The sequence below is a fragment of the Sphingopyxis sp. Q841 genome (assembly GCF_052384365.1).
GTDB classification, from domain to species: Bacteria; Pseudomonadota; Alphaproteobacteria; order Sphingomonadales; family Sphingomonadaceae; genus Sphingopyxis; species Sphingopyxis terrae_A.
On sequence record NZ_JBQSUM010000001.1, the window covers coordinates 537,282 to 554,981 of the forward strand.

Below are 17,700 nucleotides of genomic sequence, written 5' to 3' on the forward strand. Positions count from 1 at the left end.
CCACGCCCATTCCGGCAGGAACCAAGACATGACCCATTACCCCACCCCCGATCACCAGCGGCTTGCCGAAGACGGCATGTATCGCCCCGACCTCGAGTCCGATGCCTGCGGCGTCGGCATGGTCGCGGCGACCGACGGCAAGGCCTCGCGCCGCGTCGTCGAGGCGGCGATCGAGGCGCTGCGCGCCGTCTGGCACCGCGGCGCCGTCGATGCCGACGGCAAGACGGGCGATGGTGCGGGTATCCATGTCGACCTGCCGGAGCGCTTTTTCGACGATGCGATCGCGGCATCGGGGCACAAGGTGCTGCCGAACCGCCTCGCCGTCGGCATGATCTTCCTGCCGCGCACCGACTTGGGCGCGCAGGAAGCATGCCGCACGATCGTCGAATCCGAAATCATCGACGCGGGCTACACCATCTATGGCTGGCGCCAGGTTCCGGTCGACGTGTCGGTGATCGGCGACAAGGCGCAGCGCACGCGCCCCGAAATCGAACAGATCATGATTGCCGGCCCCCTGCCCGAGGAGCAGTCGATCGACGAATTCGAAAAGCAACTCTATCTCGTCCGCCGCCGCATCGAAAAGAAGGTGATTGCGGCGCAGATCGCCGATTTCTACATCTGCAGCCTGTCTGCGCGATCGATCATCTACAAGGGACTGTTCCTCGCCGAGAGCCTGGCGGATTTCTATCCCGACCTTGCGAACAAGCTGTTCGAGAGCCGGGTTGCGATATTCCACCAGCGCTATTCGACCAACACCTTCCCGCAATGGTGGCTCGCCCAGCCGTTTCGCACCCTCGCCCATAATGGCGAGATCAACACGATCCGGGGCAACAAGAACTGGATGAAAAGCCACGAGATCAAGATGGCGAGCCTCGCCTTCGGCGAACATTCGGAAGACATCAAGCCGGTGATCCCGGCTGGCGCCAGCGATACGGCAGCGCTCGACGCAGTGTTCGAGACGCTATGCCGCGCGGGCCGCGATGCGCCGACCGCAAAGCTGATTCTGGTCCCCGAAGCCTGGGCCACCGATGAAGAAATGCCCGCCGCGCACAAGGCGATGTACAACTTTCTCGCAAGCGTGATGGAGCCGTGGGACGGCCCAGCCGCGCTCGCGATGACCGACGGCCGCTGGGCAGTCGCGGGGATGGACCGCAACGCGCTTCGTCCGCTGCGCTACACGCTGACGGCCGACAATCTGCTCGTCGTTGGCTCTGAAAGCGGCATGGTGCTGCTGCCCGAGGCTAGCATCCGCAAGAAGGGTCGCCTCGGCCCCGGCCAGATGATCGCCGTCGATCTCGACGAAGGCACTCTCTACGAAGACCGCGCGATCAAGGACAAGATCGCGGGAACGCACGATTATGCGGCGCGCGTGAAGGGTTTCCGCACGATGGCCGACCTGCCCAAGGGCGGCAAGTCGAGCCTGCCGGGCTTTGACCGCGCCGAACTGCTGCGCCGCCAGGTCGCCGCCGGCTTCACGATGGAAGATATGGAACTCATCCTTTCGCCGATGGTCGAGGATGCGAAGGAAGCGATCGGCTCGATGGGCGACGACACGCCGCTCGCGGTCATTTCCGACAAGCCGCGCCATGTCGCGCAATTCTTCCGCCAGAACTTCAGCCAGGTCACCAACCCGCCCATCGACAGCCTGCGCGAACGGCATGTGATGAGCCTGAAGACGCGCTTTTCGAACCTTGCCAATATTCTCGACGAAAAAGGCCAGAGCCCGCACGTGCTCGTCATCGATTCGCCGGTGCTCGTCGGCGACGACTGGGACCGGCTGCGCGCCTATTTCGGCGATGCAGTGGCCGAGATCGATTGCACTTTCCCAACCGGCGGCGACGCCTCGACGCTGCGCGACGCGATCGCGCGCATCCGGCGCGAGGCAGAGGACGCCGTGCGCGCGGGGCGGAGCGAGCTGTTCCTTTCCGACCAGACTATCGGCGAAGATCGCGTCGGGGTCGCAATGGTGCTCGCCGCTGCGGCGGTCCACACGCACCTCGTGCGCAAGGGGTTGCGCAGCTACGCCTCGATCAACGTCCGCTCGGCCGAGATACTCGACACGCACGGCTTTGCGGTGCTCATCGGCGTCGGCGCGACCACGGTCCACGCCTATCTCGCCGAAGCGGCGATCGCCGACCGTCTGTCGCGCGGCCTGTTCGGCGACCTAGCGCTCGCCGACGCGCTGCAGCGCTTCCGCAAGGCAATCGACGACGGCCTCTTGAAGATCATGGCCAAGATGGGGATCGCGGTGATCTCCTCCTATCGCGGCGGCTATAATTTCGAGGCGGTCGGCCTTAGCCGCGCGCTCGTAAACGATCTCTTCCCCGGCATGCCGGCCAAGATTTCGGGCGAAGGCTATCAGTCGCTCTTCATCAACGCGACCGAGAAGCATGAGGCGGCGTTCGACGCGCGCGTCACGACGCTCCCCATCGGCGGCTTCTATCGCCAGCGCGCGGGCGGCGAAGCGCACGCCTATTCGGCGCAGCTCATGCACTTGCTGCAGACCGCCGTCGCGACCGACAGCTATTCGACCTATCTGCAATTCGCGCGCGGGGTCGCCGACCTGCCGCCCATCTATCTGCGCGACCTGATGGAATTCAACTTCCCAGCGCAGGGCATAGCGCTCGACAGCGTCGAGGCGATCACCGAAATCCGCAAGCGCTTCGTTACCCCGGGCATGTCGTTGGGCGCACTATCCCCCGAAGCGCATGAAACGCTGGCGATTGCGATGAACCGCATCGGCGCGAAGGCGGTGTCGGGCGAAGGCGGCGAAGCAAGCGAACGCTACAAGCCTTATGCCAATGGCGACAATGCCAACAGCAACATCAAGCAGATCGCGTCGGGCCGCTTCGGCGTGACGGCCGAATATCTCGGCGCCTGCGACGAGATCGAAATCAAGGTCGCACAGGGTGCCAAGCCGGGCGAAGGCGGCCAGCTTCCGGGCTTCAAGGTCACCGAATTCATCGCGCGCCTGCGCCATTCGACGCCGGGCGTGATGCTGATCTCGCCGCCGCCGCACCACGACATCTATTCGATCGAGGATCTTGCACAGCTCATCTACGATTTGAAGCAGATCAATCCGAAGGCGCGCGTCTGCGTGAAGCTCGTCAGCTCGGCGGGCATCGGCACCGTCGCGGCGGGCGTTGCCAAGGCGCACGCCGACGTGATCCTTGTCTCGGGCAATACCGGCGGCACGGGCGCTTCGCCCCAGACGAGCATCAAATATGCCGGCACCCCGTGGGAAATGGGCCTCAGCGAAGTCAACCAGGTACTGACGCTCAACGGTCTTCGGCACCGCATCCGCCTGCGCACCGACGGCGGGCTCAAGACCGGGCGCGACATCGTCATCGCCGCCATCCTGGGCGCCGAGGAATATGGCATCGGGACGCTGAGCCTTGTCGCCATGGGTTGCATCATGGTGCGCCAGTGCCATTCGAACACCTGCCCCGTCGGGGTCTGCACGCAGGACGAGAAGCTGCGGCAGAAGTTTACGGGGTCGCCCGAAAAGGTCATCAACCTGATGACCTTCATCGCCGAGGAAGTGCGCGAAATCCTCGCCAAGCTCGGCTGCCGCAGCCTCGACGAGGTGATCGGCCGCACCGAGCTTCTCCGCCAGGTCAGCCGCGGTGCCGAGCATCTCGACGACCTCGACCTCAATCCGATCCTCGCCAAGGTTGATGCGCCCGACGAGCAGCGCCGCTCGCAGGGACCGAATTTCCGCAACCCGGTGCCCGACAGCCTCGACGCGCAGATCTTGAACGATGCGAAACCTCTGTTTGATCGCGGCGAGCGGATGCAGCTCACTTATAACGTCCGCAACACCCACCGTGCCGTCGGCACGCGCCTCTCGGCCGAAGTTACGGCGCGTTTCGGGATGACCGGGCTTGCCGACGACCATGTGCAGGTGCGTCTGCGCGGAACCGCCGGGCAGTCGCTCGGCGCCTTCCTCTGCCAGGGCATCACGCTCGAAGTGTTCGGCGATGCGAACGACTATGTCGGCAAGGGCCTGTCGGGTGGGCGCATCATCGTGCGGCCGACCGTGTCGAGCCCGCTGGTCAGCCAGCATAACAGCATCGTCGGCAACACCGTCCTCTACGGCGCGACCGCAGGCACCTTGCTCGCGGCGGGCCAGGCGGGCGAACGCTTTGCGGTCCGCAACTCGGGCGCGAAAGTCGTGATCGAAGGCTGCGGTGCCAATGGCTGCGAATATATGACCGGCGGCACGGCGGTGATCCTGGGTGCGGTAGGGTCGAATTTCGGCGCCGGCATGACCGGCGGCATGGCCTTCGTCCTCGACGTCGATGAAAGCTTCGAAAGCCGCGCCAATCCCGAATCGATCGTCTGGCAACGGCTCGACAGCGCACATTGGGAAGGCGCCTTGCGCGCACTTGTCGAGGAGCATGCGGCGGCAACCGGCAGCAAATGGTCGGCCGAGGTGCTTGCGGACTGGGATCGCTGGCGCACGCGTTTCTGGCAGGTGTGTCCCAAGGAAATGATCGGGCGACTCGCGCATCCGCTCAGCGACCGGCCTGCACAGGCGGTCGCCGCCGAATAGCCGGTGTCCCCGGCCCTCGCCGGGGACGTCTGCCGCATCAAGGCCCCAGTCTGCCGCAAGACGATAGGTTATTCAGCCGCGCGAAAGCGTCGGGCCGCTATGTGCGGCGCTGATGTTTCGCGCTTCCGAAAGGATGATTCCATGCGCCCGATCCGCGCCGCCCTTCCGCTTCTCGCAATCCTCGCCCCCGTGCCGGCGTCGGCGGCGGATGCGCGCGACGCTGCCGCCGTGCTGAACGATCCGGCGACGCAGGACCGGATGGCCGACACGATCACGGCGCTGGTCGGTGCAATGATGCAGATGCCCGTCGGTCCGCTCGCCGAAGCCGTCGCGCGGATCGATCCGTCGTCCGATGCCGCCCGCATACCCGCCGACGCAACCATCGGTGACATCGCGGGGCGCGACCCCGGCTATGCCGAGCGTATGGGCGGCGACGTTCGCGCAAGCGCGCGCATGGCCGGCCATGCCGCTTCTGCCGTCGCCGCTTATGCTCCGGTTATCAAGGATATGGCGCGTGATCTTCTGGCGCAATGGGAAGCTGAACGCACCACTGCGCGGCAATAGCGCACCGCTTGCGTGCTGACCCGAACCGACCCGGTTGATAAGTCCGCCATAGCCATTGGACGCGCCGCCTCGCTGACGCTATGCGGATGATCATGTGGCAACTCTATCAATTCCCTCTCTGTCCCTTCTCGCGCAAGGTCCGGCTGCTGCTCGGCGAAAAGGGCGTTGGTTATGAATTGGTGCGCGAATCACCGTGGGAACGCCGTGACGAATTCGTCGACCTGAACCCCGCCGGGCGTACCCCGGTGATGGTGGACGAGGGGCGCGGACAAGTGCTCATCGACAGCAACGCCATCGCCGAATATTTCGAGGAGACGGTCGAGGGCAAGGCAATGATCAACGGCACCGCCGCCAATCGCGCCGAGATCCGCCGCCTGGTCGCCTGGTTCGACCAGGAATTCTATTTCGAAGTCACCGGCCCGCTGCTTTTCGAACGGATGCAGAAGCGCATCGTCCACCGCCAGCCACCCGACGGCGGCGCGCTGCGCGAAGCGATGAAGGCGGCGAACCAGCACCTCGACTATATCGACTATCTCATCGACCATCGCACCTGGCTTGCCGGTGCGACGATGAGCCTCGCCGATCTCGCCGCCGCGGCGCACATCTCGGTCGCCGACTATCTGGGCGGCATCGACTGGACCGGGCACGATCAGACTAAGGGCTGGTATTCAGGCCTCAAGTCGCGCCCGAGTTTCCGGCCGCTGCTGGCCGAACGGATGGAAATCGTGACGCCGCCCAAATATTATGAAGACGTCGATTTCTAGTAAGTTCGCCGCCGGGCAAATGAACGACCGTTCGAAGCTTTCGGCATTGACCCCCTCATAAAATATGACCCGCCTCCCGAGCCCATGTCCCCGGAAGGCGGGTCGCGACCCGTCGCCATGAGGGTTGGCGGCCGGTCCCGAGGCATGTTCGGGACCGGCGCCTGCCCGGTTACGCGAGGTCGAAACGATCGGCGTTCATGATCTTCGTCCAGGCTTTGACAAAGTCCTTGACGAACTTTTCCTCGTGGCCCGTCTCGGCGTAGACTTCGGCGACAGCGCGCAGTTCCGAATTGGAACCGAAGACGAGGTCGGCGCGGGTTGCGCGCCAGGTTTCGCCCCCGCTCTTGCGATCGGTTGCCACATATTCCTGGTCATCCGATCCGTCGACGGCCTTCCACACATTGGTCATGTCGAGCAGGTTGACGAAATAGTCGTTCGTCAACTGGCCCGAACGCTTGGTGAAATGGCCATGCCCGCGATCGCCATGATTGGCACCGAGCACGCGCAGGCCGCCAATCAGCACCGTCATTTCGGGCACCGACAGGCCGAGCAGCGACGCGCGGTCGAGCATCATTTCCTCGGTCTTCACCGCCAGCTTCTTCTTGCCGAGATAGTTGCGGAATGCATCGGCTTCGGGTTCCATCACCGCGAAGCTGTCGGCATCGGTCTGTTCGGCCGTCGCGTCGCCGCGGCCGCCGGTGAAGGGCACCGCGACGTTGAAGCCCGCGTCCTTGATCGCCTTTTCAAGACCCACAACGCCGCCGAGCACGATGGCGTCGGCCATCGACATCGAACCACGCAGCCCGTCGAGCGTATCGAGCACCTTGGCCAGCATCGCCGGTTCGTTGACTTCCCAGTCCTTTTGCGGCGCGAGGCGAACCCGCGCACCATTGGCACCCCCGCGAAAGTCCGACTTGCGGAAGGTGCTGGCGGAGGCCCACGCCGTCTTGATGAGTTGGCTGACGGTGAGGCCGCTCGCGGCGATCTTGTCCTTCACTGCCTTGACCTCGGCATCCGAAGGCATGGTGCCTGCGGGGATAGGGTCCTGCCAGATCAGGTCTTCGGCGGGCACTTCGGGGCCGAGGTAGCGGGTTTTCGGACCCATGTCGCGGTGCGTCAGCTTGAACCAAGCGCGCGCGAAGGCGTCCTTGAACGCTTCGTGATCGCTGCGAAACCTCTCGCTGATCTTGCGGTATTCAGGATCGCGCTTCAGCGCCATGTCGGCGGTCGTCATCATCGTGGGCACCTTGATGTTCGGATCCCACGCCGCCGGCGCCATATCCTCTTCCTTCTGACCGATCGGCTGCCACTGGTTCGCGCCCGCGGGCGATTTCACCAGCTCGTAATCATAGTCGAACAGCAGCCGGAAATAATTCTCGGTCCATTTGTCGGGAGTGTTGGTCCAGGCGCCCTCGATGCCGCTCGTGACGGCATGTTCGCCGATGCCGCCATGCTCCTCGCCGCTGACCCAGCCGAAGCCCTGCGCAGCGAGATCGCCGCCCGCGGGTGCGGCCCCCAGCTTCGAGGCGTCGCCATTGCCATGCGCCTTGCCGAATGTATGCCCGCCCGCGGTCAGCGCGACGGTTTCCTCGTCGTTCATCGCCATGCGCGCGAAGGTCTCCTTCATGTCGCGCGCCATGCCTTCGTCATCGTGCGGATTGCCCTGCGGTCCTTCGGGGTTGACGTAGATCAGCCCCATCTGGATCGCCGCGAGAGGTCCCTCGATCACTTCGAAGCCGTGCTTGGGATCGATGCGCGTCTGCACGCCTTCGTTCACCCACTTGTCTTCGCTGCCCCAATAGATGTCGCGTTCGGGTTCATAGACATCGACGCGGCCGCCGCCGAAACCGAAGACCGGACCGCCCATGCTTTCGATCGCCACATTGCCGGTGAGGATGAACAGATCGGCCCAGCTGATCTTGTTGCCATATTTTTGCTTGATCGGCCAAAGCAGGCGCCGCGCTTTGTCGAGATTGCCGTTGTCGGGCCAGCTGTCGAGCGGCGCGAAACGCTGTTGCCCACTATTGGCGCCGCCGCGGCCATCGGCGGTGCGGTAGGTACCCGCGGCGTGCCACGCCATGCGGATGAAGAAGGGCCCATAATGACCATAGTCGGCGGGCCACCACGGTTGGCTGTCGGTCATCAGCGCGGTCAGATCATCCTTCAGCGCCTGATAGTCGAGCGATTTGAACGCTTCGGCATAGTCGAAATCTTCGCCCATCGGGTTGGAAGGCCCGTTGGGGGTGAGGATGTCGGTCGCCAGCATGTCCGGCCACCAATCCTTGTTTGTTCGGCCGAGCAGCGCGCGCATGCCGCCCTTGTGGACGGGACAGCCGCCTGCGGCGTCGATGGGGGTCTGGTCGTTCATGCAATCTCTCCTCTTTTGGATTATTGGATTGTGACGCGGCACGGTGACGGACGCGTGACGGGCAAAGTCGGGCCGACCGGCATTGCGCCGAGTCGGTGGCGCTATCCTCTCCTTCTGACAGGCCGAGGATAGGCTGCGCGGTCCCATCGACATAACCGAATAAGCTGTATTCAGTGATCGACCCTTCCGATCATTAACACGCGAAGGACGATCGGGATCAGTCACTCGTCGCCCCGCCGCCACGACCGGACGCGGATGCGACGAACCGAGGAACATCGCGCGTTCGCCGCGGGTTTTTCATGGGTCCGGCCGCGATACTTGCAGCCGGACTGCAAGGAGAAGGAAAGTGGCTAATACCCCCAACCAGAACCAGCAGAAGCCGCAGGCGGATCGCGAAGAAGAACAGCGCCGTCAGCAGCAACAGCAGGACGGCCAGAACCGCCAGCCGGGCGAACAGCGCCGCGAAGAAGAGCGCAATCCCGGCCAGCAGCGCTAGCGCTGCCTGCCTGTGAAAGGGGCCGCCCATCGGGCGGCCCCTTTTCCGTCGGCCTTGCGCTGCCGCCCCGGTCAGAAGCCGAATTTGATCGTCCCGCCCCACGTCCGGGGATCGCCTGGAAGCCCGGTGATCAGGCCGGTATTGCCCGGACCGACAAAAAGCTGATCGATATAATCGCGATCGAACGCGTTGCGGACCCAGGCAAAGACATCGAGGCGGCGTTCTGCCCGGAAGCCGACGCGGATATTCGACAGCGAATAGCCGTCGACCCAGGTGTAGATCGACGGGCTCGCGTTCGACGAAAAGTTCGAACGATAGCTGCCGTCATAGCCCAGATAGACCTGTCCCTCCTGACCGAACAGCGATGCCGGCACATTGGCTTCGGCGCCGAAAGACAGCGCCCATTTCGACACGCCCGGCAGCCGCGCGCCCGATATGTCGCAGTTCGCGGGGCTGTTCGCACCGCCCGACAATTCGGGCGGGCATGGCGCATCGACGAAGTGCCGGTATTTGGCGTCGGTGTAGGCGCCGTTGACATAGGCATTGAAGCGTTCGCTCGGGCGGATCGCGACGTCGGCCTCAATCCCCTGTGTGCGGACCTTGTCGGCATTGGCGAGATAGCCGCGCAACACCCCGAACTGTCCGTTGTTCACATTGGCCTGATAATCACCGATGTCGGTGCGGAAGACTGCCAGGTTGACCGTCCCCTTCCCGTTCCAATATTCGGTCTTCAACCCCGCCTCGTAATGATCGACCGCTTCGGGCTTGATCGTCGCGGCGCCGAGCAGCGGGTTGCCGGCTGCATCGGTCGGCACGCCATTCTGATTGATACCGCCCGATTTGAACGTCCTGGCATAGGTTGCATAGACCAGCACACCGCGCGCCGCCTTGTAAGTCGCGGTCAGGTCGTAACTTAAGTTCCAGTCGCTGAAGCTCGGCGCATATTCCTGCGGCGCAAACACGCCCAGCCGCGCGACCGACACCGGGTCGTTCAGCGCCCGCGTCACCGGTGACCCGTCGCCCGCGAACACCAGCCGCTGATAATAGCCCTCCTTCTTGTCATAGTTGATCCGCGCGCCGGGCTGGACCGTCAGCCGATCGGTAATCTTCCAGCTCAGCTGCCCGAACAGCGCGAGGCTGGTGTTCTTGAGAAATTGCGTGTTGCGCGCCGTCAGCCCGTCGAGCACGGTCGGATCATTGGCGAGCGCGCTCGCCGGATTGAGCGTCCAGCGGCTCGAGGCCGCGCCATGCGCCTCGGTCCCTTGCGTGTCGATGCGCTGGTGGAACGCGAAGCTGCCAAGCACGAAATCGAAGCGGTCGCCCGAAACATTGTAGTGCAATTCCTGCGTATATTGATTCTGCTGCGACGGGTTCTGCGACCTGGTGACGATCGGCAAGCCGGTGAAGTCGCGGTCGTTCTCGGGCTGCCAGTCCCAATAGCGCCACGCGGTGATCGAGGTGAGCGTGCCGGGACCGACATCCCATTTGGCGCGCAGCGCCACGCCGCCGATCTCGTTCCCGGCATTGAGATTGGCATCGAGGTCGGTCAGCCGGTCAAAGGGATTGGTGCTCGGCACCGTATAGCCCTGCGCCGCCGCGAGCGCGGCATATTGGCGGGCGAGCGGCCGCTGCGTCGCGCCGGTGCGCACGAACACCGAACCGCAGCATACAGCGTCCTGCTTGTTCCAGTCGCCGACGAGCGTGACGCTGAGAGTGTCGGTGGGTTTCCACAGCAATTGCCCGCGCAGGCCGATATTGTCCTGGCTCTGTATCCAGCGGTCGGTCGTGACATTGTAGATTGTGCCGCGGCGGCTCGTCGCCGACACCGCGATGCGCGCCGCCAGCCGGTCGGACAGCGGCCCCGAAATCGCCGCCTTCGCCTGCTTGAAATTGAGGTCGCCGATGCTGAGTTCGGCCTTGCCCTCGAAATCGAAGGTCGGCTGGTTCGTTGTGATATTGATCGCCCCGGCGGTCGTGTTCTTGCCATAGAGCGTGCCCTGGGGACCGCGCAGCACTTCGATCTGCGCGACATCGAGGAAGTCAAAGGTCGCGGAGGCGACGCGCGAATAATAGACGTCATCGACATAGATGCCGACGCCCTGTTCGATACCGTCGTTGGTCAGGCCGAACGGCGCACCGATTCCGCGGATATTGACCGCCGAGTTGCGCGGATTGCTCGTGTAGAATTGCAGCGTCGGCGCGAGTTGCTGGAGGCGGCCGACGTTGAAACTGCCGGTGCTGTCGATCTGGTCGCCGCCGACCACCGAAATGGCGATCGGGACGTCCTGTGCGGTTTCGCTGCGGCGTCGGGCGGTGACGACGATTTCATTGCCATAGGCGGCCTGCGGGCCTTCGCCCGCGAGGGTGTCTGCTGCTGCGGTTTCGTCAGCGGCATTTTCGGCTGCAAAGGCGGGACCGTCGCCAAGAAGCAGCAGAAGGGTAAGCGGGATGGCGGCCGGAGCGACCCGGCGGCGAGACGATGACTTTGGGATCATGACAATTTCCTGTTGCAAGAAATTGCCACATCCGGTGGTCCGGTCTGCGGCAGGTGGCGGGGAGTATCCCCGTCGGGAGCTTGAGTATCAGTTGGGGTAGCGGTGCCGTTCGGTCACATCGACCTGCACCAGCCGCCCTTCATGGACGGTCAGTTGGATGGCGCCGAAGCGGAGCTTTTCAAGCGCATCGAGCACGGCTTGAACCGCGCGCGAGGGCGGCTCGCGCTCGCCGGGCGATGGGTCTTGGGCCGACGTCATGACATTTCCTTTCCCCTTTGGTGGATTCGGCACCAAGACTATCCCAATTGTTTTAGTTGACAATGATTGTTTTGCTTTGGGCGCCGAAAGGAGAGTTTCCCGCGCCCAGCCGAACGGCGAAATCCGTGCCGCCTTCGGGGCTGTGCGCGGCAATGGATTGCGCGCGCGCGCGGCTGCTGGCAAAGGCGCAGCAATGAGCAAATTGAACGAACTCATGGCGCGCGGTACTGCTCTGCTGGGCAGCGACTACGCCATTCTCTGCGGCGCGATGAGCTGGGTCTCCGAGCGCCACCTGGTCAGCGCGATCAGCAATGCCGGCGGCTTTGGCGTGATCGCCTGCGGTGCGATGACGCCCGAGCTGCTGGATGCCGAGATCGCGGCGACAAAGGCGCTGGCGACCCGCAATTTCGGCGTCAACCTGATTACCATGCACCCGCAGCTTTTCGAGCTGATCGAGGTGTGCGCCAAACATGGCGTCGGCCATGTCGTGCTGGCGGGCGGACTGCCTCCGAAAGGCAGCCTCGAGGCGATCAAGGCGTCGGGCGCCAAGGTGATATGCTTCGCGCCGACGCTGGCGCTCGCAAAGAAGCTGGTCCGCTCGGGCGTCGATGCGCTGGTAATTGAAGGGATGGAAGCGGGAGGTCATATTGGCCCCGTGTCGACGAGCGTACTCGCGCAGGAAATCCTGCCCGCGCTCGCTTCCGAGGTGCCGATCTTCGTCGCCGGCGGCATCGGCCGCGGTGAGGCGATCGCCGGCTATCTGGAAATGGGCGCGGCGGGCGTCCAGCTCGGCACGCGCTTCGTCTGCGCCACCGAAAGCATCGCGCATCCCAATTTCAAAAAGGCGTTCATTCGCGCCTCCGCGCGCGACGCCATCGCCAGCGTCCAGATCGATCCGCGCCTGCCCGTCATCCCGGTCCGTGCGCTAAAGAATGCGGGCACCGAAGCCTTTACCGCCAAGCAGCGCGAGGTTGCCAATCTGCTCGACGGGGGCACCGTCGACATGGCGGCGGCGCAGCTCGAAATCGAACATTATTGGGCCGGCGCGCTGCGCCGCGCGGTGATCGACGGCGACGTCGAAAACGGCTCGTTAATGGCAGGGCAATCTGTCGGTATGGTAACGCAGGAAGAGAGCGTTGCCGAGATCATCGCATCTTTGGTGCAACAGGCCGAAACGGCCTTGCACGCACGGGGTTGACGCCGCATGAAGCATGCGGCTGGGGAGAAGGTCATGAATTTGTCGCGTAAAATCATCGTTGCCGGCCTGCTGGCAAGCGTCGCCGCCTGTGCGCCGAAACCCCCGCCCCCGCCCCCCCCGCCGCCGCCGCCGCCGCCGGTGGCCGTGGTCATCCCGCCGCGCCCCCTGCCCCCCGGCAACGCCTCTCTTACGCAAATCCTCCCCGCGCGCGGCCTTGACGGCCGGTTCATGACCGCGAACAGCGGCATCAGCGGCGACCGCGCATTCTGGCAGCTCAAGATTGCGCTCAACGTCGCGGCGATCGGTTGCCGCGGCGCCGAAGAAGCGACACTGGTGTCGGCGTACAACAATATCATCAAGGCGCATGCCAAGCAGATCCGGTCTACCGAAAAAACGGTCATCGCCGATCTGGGCAAGGAAACGCGCACCAACGGCATCGCCGCGCGCGACAAGCTGTCGACGCAGCTTTTCAACTATTTCGCGCAGCCCCCGGCGCAGCGCGCCTTCTGCGCTCGCGCCAACGAGGTCGCCCAGCTCGTCTCATCGACCCCGTCGGCACAGGTCATCCCGCAGGCTCCGGCCCAGCTTGCGCAGCTCGACCAGCCCTTCGTCGATTTCTATGAAGCCTATGCCAAATATCAGGCCGATGTCGCCGCGTGGGACGCGAAATATGCCCCGCCCCCGCCGGTGATGACCGCACCCGCCACGACGGCGGTTTCGGGACCGTCCGGGGCGCCCGTCGGCGGCAACTGAAACCGCCAGAATAGCGGGATAAAAGTCGCGCCGGGCAATGGCGTTGGCGCCGTGCATCTGTTAGCAGGATTGCACGATGACCAACGCCCCGCCCCCGCCGACATCCGCCGCCCAGTCGGCCCGCACGATCCTGACGCGGCTGCACGAGGTGATGGCAGCGCGCACCAACGCGCAGTCGAAGCTCAACCAGGTTGTCGGCATCATCGGCGAATGCCTCGATAGCGAGGTCTGTTCCATCTATCTGCTGCGCGAAGGCGCGCTCGAACTTTATGCCACGCGCGGGTTGAAGCAGGAGGCGGTGCACGTCACGCGGCTGGGCCTCGGCGAAGGCCTGGTCGGCACGATTGCCGAGCAGATCGAAACGCTGAACCTCGACGAAGCGGCGGCGCATCCCGACTTTTCCTACCGTCCTGAAACGGGCGAGGAGCTGTTCCACAGCTTTGCCGGCGTGCCGATCATCCGGCGCGAGCGCGCGGTCGGCGTCCTGTGCGTCCAGCATGCCGAACCGCGCCGATATGAAGAGATCGAGATCGAAACGCTGCAGACGGTCGCGATGGTGCTGTCCGAACTGATCGCCAACGCCGACCTGGTCGATACCGCAGCGCGGATCGATGCGGGCGAAACCGACCAGTCGATGCAGCGCCTGTCGGGCCAGAAACTGGTCGACGGCATGGGCGCCGGGATCGCGGTTTTCCATCAGCCGCGCGTGCATATCGAACATACGGTCGCCGACGATATCGAGGCCGAACGCCACCGCGTTTACGCCGCGTTCGACAAGATGCGCGAACAGATCGACCGCATGGCGAGCCAGGCCGAATTCGGCGTCGGCGGCGAGCATGAGGAGGTGCTCGAAACCTACAAGATGTTCGCCTATGACGAGGGCTGGTCGCGGCGGATCAACGAAGCGATCGACAGCGGGCTGACCGCCGAAGCGGCCATCGAACGCGTCCAGCAACGCACCCGGATGCGGATGCGCCAGATCGACGACGCGCTGCTGCGCGACCGCATGCACGACCTGGAAGACCTGTCGAACCGGCTGATCCGGATCGTGTCGGGGCAGATGGGGACGGCGGCGCAAGTCGGGCTGCGGCAGGATTCGATCCTCGTCGCCCGCAACCTCGGCCCCGCCGAGCTGCTCGAATATGATCGCCGCCGTCTCAAGGGCGTGATCCTGGAAGAAGGGTCGCTGACCGCGCACGTCATCATCGTCGCGCGTGCGATGGGCGTCCCCGTGCTGGGCCGGGTCCGCGACGTCCGGACCTCGATCCGCGAGGGCGACATGCTGCTCCTCGATGCCGCCGCCGGAACGCTGCACGTGCGCCCGACGCAGGCGGTGCAGGACGCCTTCGATGCCAAGCTCGTTATCTCGCAAAAGCGCCGCGCGAGCCTCGCGTCGCTGCGCGATCTGCCCGCCATTACTAAGGATGGGGTCCCGATCGAGCTGATGATCAACGCCGGGCTGCGCGAGGATGTTGCGGCGCTCGACCTCACCGGCGCACGCGGCATCGGTCTCTTCCGGACCGAATTCCAGTTTCTCGTGTCGGCGACGCTGCCGCAGCGCGAGCGGCAGCAGCGGCTCTACCGCGACGTGCTCGACGCAGCGGGCGACCGTCCTGTAATCTTCCGCACCGTCGACATCGGGGGCGACAAGGCGCTGCCCTATATGAATGTCGACGAAAATGCGCTGGAGGAAAATCCGGCGATGGGGTGGCGCGCGCTGCGCCTCGCGCTCGAACGCGAAGGCCTGTTGAAAGTCCAGGCGCGGGCGCTGATGGAAGCGGCCGCGGGACGCACGCTGAACGTGATGTTTCCGATGGTGTCCGAACCCTGGGAATATGAGGCGGCACGCCAGTTGTTCATCAACCAGCGCGCCTGGCTGAAACAGCACAACAAGAAGCTGCCCTCGGCGATCCGCTATGGCGCGATGCTCGAGGTGCCGGGTCTGATCGAGACGCTCGATCTGATGCTGCCGCACCTCGACTTCCTGTCGATCGGCACCAATGACCTGACCCAGTTCCTCTTCGCCGCTGACCGCGCGCACCCGCGGCTCGCCGAGCGCTATGACTGGCTATCGCCGACGGTGATGCGCTATCTGGCGCGGGTCGTGAAAATGGTGTCGGGATCGAAGGTCACGCTTGGCGTCTGCGGCGAAATGGGCGGCCGCCCGCTCGAAGCGATGGCGCTGCTCGGCATCGGGATCGAACGCTTGTCGATTACGCCGGCCGGGGTCGGTCCGGTAAAGGCGATGATCCGCTCGCTCGACCTTGGCGCGCTGCGCCGCGACGTTCCGGCGATCCTCGCCCACCCGGCCGCCAACCCGCGCGGGCAATATCTCGACTGGGCCCAGAAGCACCACGTCGATCTGGGCGAGTAACCGCGCGGCTTGACCGCCGACGTAATTGCCTTTGAGAAAATGTTTATGGTATGTTCTCTTCCCAGCCAAGGAGAGAGACATGACCGATTCCCCTGCCCGCGCTTCCGGCCAGTGCCATTGCGGTGCGATCCGATATTCGATGCCGACAGCGGTAGAACATCACGCCCTGTGTCATTGCAGCGATTGCCGCCGCCACGCCGGCGCGCCGATGGTCGGCTGGGCGCTGGTCGCACAGGCCGATCTGGAGCTCAGCGGCACGCCGCAGGTCTACGCCTCCTCGGAGCATGGGCAGCGCCATTTCTGCGGCGATTGCGGTACCGGCCTCTTCTATACCAACGACCAGATTTTCCCCGGCAAGATCGACGTGCAGTCGGGGACGCTCGACGATCCCGACCTGATCCCCGCAGGCGCGCAGATCCAGGTCGCCGAACGGATCGGGTGGATGGAAAAGCTCGACGAGATGCCCAGCTTCGTGCGCTACCCCGGCCAGGAGTGAGGCCTTATTTCCGGGCGTCGGCCTTGTCGTCGCCGGCGACGACGGCGGCGGTGAGTTTGGCAATATCGAGCCGCTGCGCCGCGTCGTCATAGCCCTGCCGGACGATGACCAGCCGCCGCGACGGAATGACGATCACATATTGGCCGCGATTGCCGAAAGCGCCGAAGGCATCGGATGGCACGCCCGCCGATTTGTCGAGCAGCCAGAAACCGGCACCATAGCCGAATGGCCCGTCCGGCTGCGGGCCGCTCGGCGTCGAAACGAAGCGCCGCCAGTCGGCGGGCAGAATGCGCTCACCGTCCGCCATGCCATCGTTGAGATAGAGGAGGCCGAGCCGGGCAAGATCGCGCGCGGTCGTCCACACCTGGCTCGACAGGATGAAATCGCCGTCCTTGTCATGTTCGACGAAGGTGCGCGTCATGCCCAGCCGGTCGAAAAAGGCCGCAGGATCGAGCGCCTCGCCCTCCTTCGTCAGCGCGGCCTTCAGCGACAGCGTCGCGAGCAGCGTGTCGTTGTTGGCGTAGCGATAGCGGCTGCCCGGCGGGTTGAGCAGCGGCCACTGCGTCGTCCACGCGCGCACCGATGCGCCGCCCATATAGATGGCATCGGTGCGATTGCCGGCGCTGTCGCTCGTCAGACCGCTTGCCATGCGCATGAGCTGTTCGGTGGTGATGAGCGCGCGCGGATCGCCAGCCGATTGCCATTCGGCGATCGCCGCGGGCGCGGCCACGTCGAGCTTGCCGCGCAGCACCGCGTTTCCGATCAGCGTCGCCGCCAGCGACTTTGCGACCGAAAAGGTGCGCTGCGCGGTATGGACGTCGTGCCCGGCTTGATAGTGCTCGACGACGATCCGGCCGTCCTTGACGATCAGCAGCGCGCTGGTCCGCCCGCCGAAACCGGCAATGTTCATCACTGCCGCTTCATAGCGCGTCAGACCGCGCGGGATCGGCGCGCGCGCACCCTGATCGCCGAGCGGCCATGGCCGTGCGTCGAAGTCGGCGCGCTTCTGCGGCGAAACTCCGGGCCCCGACGCGGGATCGGCGCCAATCGGCAGCGTCACGCAGCCGTCCCGCCCGGTCCACTGCGCGACGCGCGGCGGCATGTCGCCGCGATAGCGGACAAGAACGCGGCGTGCCGTCTGGTCGACATCGGCCGTCAACGCGCGGACGTCGGCCTCGATTTCGGGATAGATGCCCGTCAGCTCGTCGCGTTCGATATCGGCCATCGCCTTGCCCGCGCCGTCCCAAAGCGCCGAGCAGGTGAAGGCGGCGCGATAGCCCGCCGCCCAGGCGCGATTGAGATCGGCCCCCGCGTCCGCAGCCTGCGCCGGCATCGCCGTGAGCGCCATGGCGGCGACGAGAAACGCGCGCCCGCGCACG

General features: G+C 64.8%; 12 protein-coding genes. 8 read left to right on the plus strand and 4 right to left on the minus strand.

All coding sequences use genetic code 11. The features are described from left to right. The first annotated feature begins 28 nt into the window (after positions 1–28). From gltB to ACT17R_RS02720, 3 genes are all read left to right on the plus strand, one after another. Entirely contained in the window at positions 29–4,555 is a 4,527-nt protein-coding gene (gltB, locus tag ACT17R_RS02710; RefSeq protein WP_062900466.1) for a glutamate synthase large subunit, read from the plus strand. A 141-nt stretch (positions 4,556–4,696) separates the two neighbouring features. Then, positions 4,697–5,119, plus strand: coding sequence for a hypothetical protein (locus ACT17R_RS02715; RefSeq protein ID WP_062902945.1), 423 nt, complete (start codon positions 4,697–4,699; stop codon positions 5,117–5,119). Positions 5,120–5,211: 92 nt separating this feature from the next. Beyond that, positions 5,212–5,883, plus strand: a complete 672-nt coding sequence (locus ACT17R_RS02720; protein WP_062902946.1) for a glutathione S-transferase family protein — start codon at positions 5,212–5,214, stop codon at positions 5,881–5,883. A gap of 169 nt (positions 5,884–6,052) precedes the next feature. Here ACT17R_RS02720 and katG read toward each other — a convergent pair whose 3' ends face one another. Continuing rightward, a complete protein-coding gene (gene katG / locus ACT17R_RS02725; RefSeq protein ID WP_062900467.1) occupies positions 6,053–8,251 on the minus strand; it encodes a catalase/peroxidase HPI in 2,199 nt (732 codons plus the stop codon). Between the two features lie 346 nt (positions 8,252–8,597). Here katG and ACT17R_RS02730 point away from each other — a divergent pair, with 346 nt between their 5' ends. After that, entirely contained in the window at positions 8,598–8,747 is a 150-nt protein-coding gene (locus ACT17R_RS02730) for a hypothetical protein (protein ID WP_186402752.1), read from the plus strand. 71 nt (positions 8,748–8,818) lie between these two features. Here ACT17R_RS02730 and ACT17R_RS02735 read toward each other — a convergent pair whose 3' ends face one another. Then, positions 8,819–11,242, minus strand: coding sequence for a TonB-dependent receptor (locus ACT17R_RS02735; RefSeq protein WP_444808944.1), 2,424 nt, complete (start codon positions 11,240–11,242; stop codon positions 8,819–8,821). 87 nt (positions 11,243–11,329) lie between these two features. After that, positions 11,330–11,500, minus strand: a complete 171-nt coding sequence (locus ACT17R_RS02740) for a YezD family protein (protein ID WP_444808945.1) — start codon at positions 11,498–11,500, stop codon at positions 11,330–11,332. Positions 11,501–11,693: 193 nt separating this feature from the next. Between ACT17R_RS02740 and ACT17R_RS02745 the strand changes: the two genes are divergently transcribed. From ACT17R_RS02745 to ACT17R_RS02760, 4 genes are all read left to right on the plus strand, one after another. Further along, positions 11,694–12,698 carry an NAD(P)H-dependent flavin oxidoreductase gene (locus tag ACT17R_RS02745; protein WP_062902947.1) on the plus strand — a complete coding sequence of 335 codons (1,005 nt, stop codon included), beginning with the start codon at positions 11,694–11,696 and terminating at the stop codon, positions 12,696–12,698. Between the two features lie 33 nt (positions 12,699–12,731). After that, a complete protein-coding gene (locus tag ACT17R_RS02750) occupies positions 12,732–13,451 on the plus strand; it encodes a hypothetical protein (RefSeq protein WP_234178592.1) in 720 nt (239 codons plus the stop codon). A gap of 76 nt (positions 13,452–13,527) precedes the next feature. Further along, complete coding sequence (gene ptsP, locus ACT17R_RS02755) at positions 13,528–15,825, plus strand: phosphoenolpyruvate--protein phosphotransferase (protein WP_062900471.1); 2,298 nt, start codon at positions 13,528–13,530, stop codon at positions 15,823–15,825. A gap of 79 nt (positions 15,826–15,904) precedes the next feature. Then, positions 15,905–16,321 (plus strand): GFA family protein, encoded by a 417-nt coding sequence (locus tag ACT17R_RS02760; protein WP_444808946.1) that lies wholly within the window; start codon positions 15,905–15,907, stop codon positions 16,319–16,321. 4 nt (positions 16,322–16,325) lie between these two features. Here ACT17R_RS02760 and ACT17R_RS02765 read toward each other — a convergent pair whose 3' ends face one another. Next, a complete protein-coding gene (locus ACT17R_RS02765) occupies positions 16,326–17,699 on the minus strand; it encodes a serine hydrolase domain-containing protein (RefSeq protein ID WP_260834155.1) in 1,374 nt (457 codons plus the stop codon). Position 17,700: the final 1 nt, after the last annotated feature.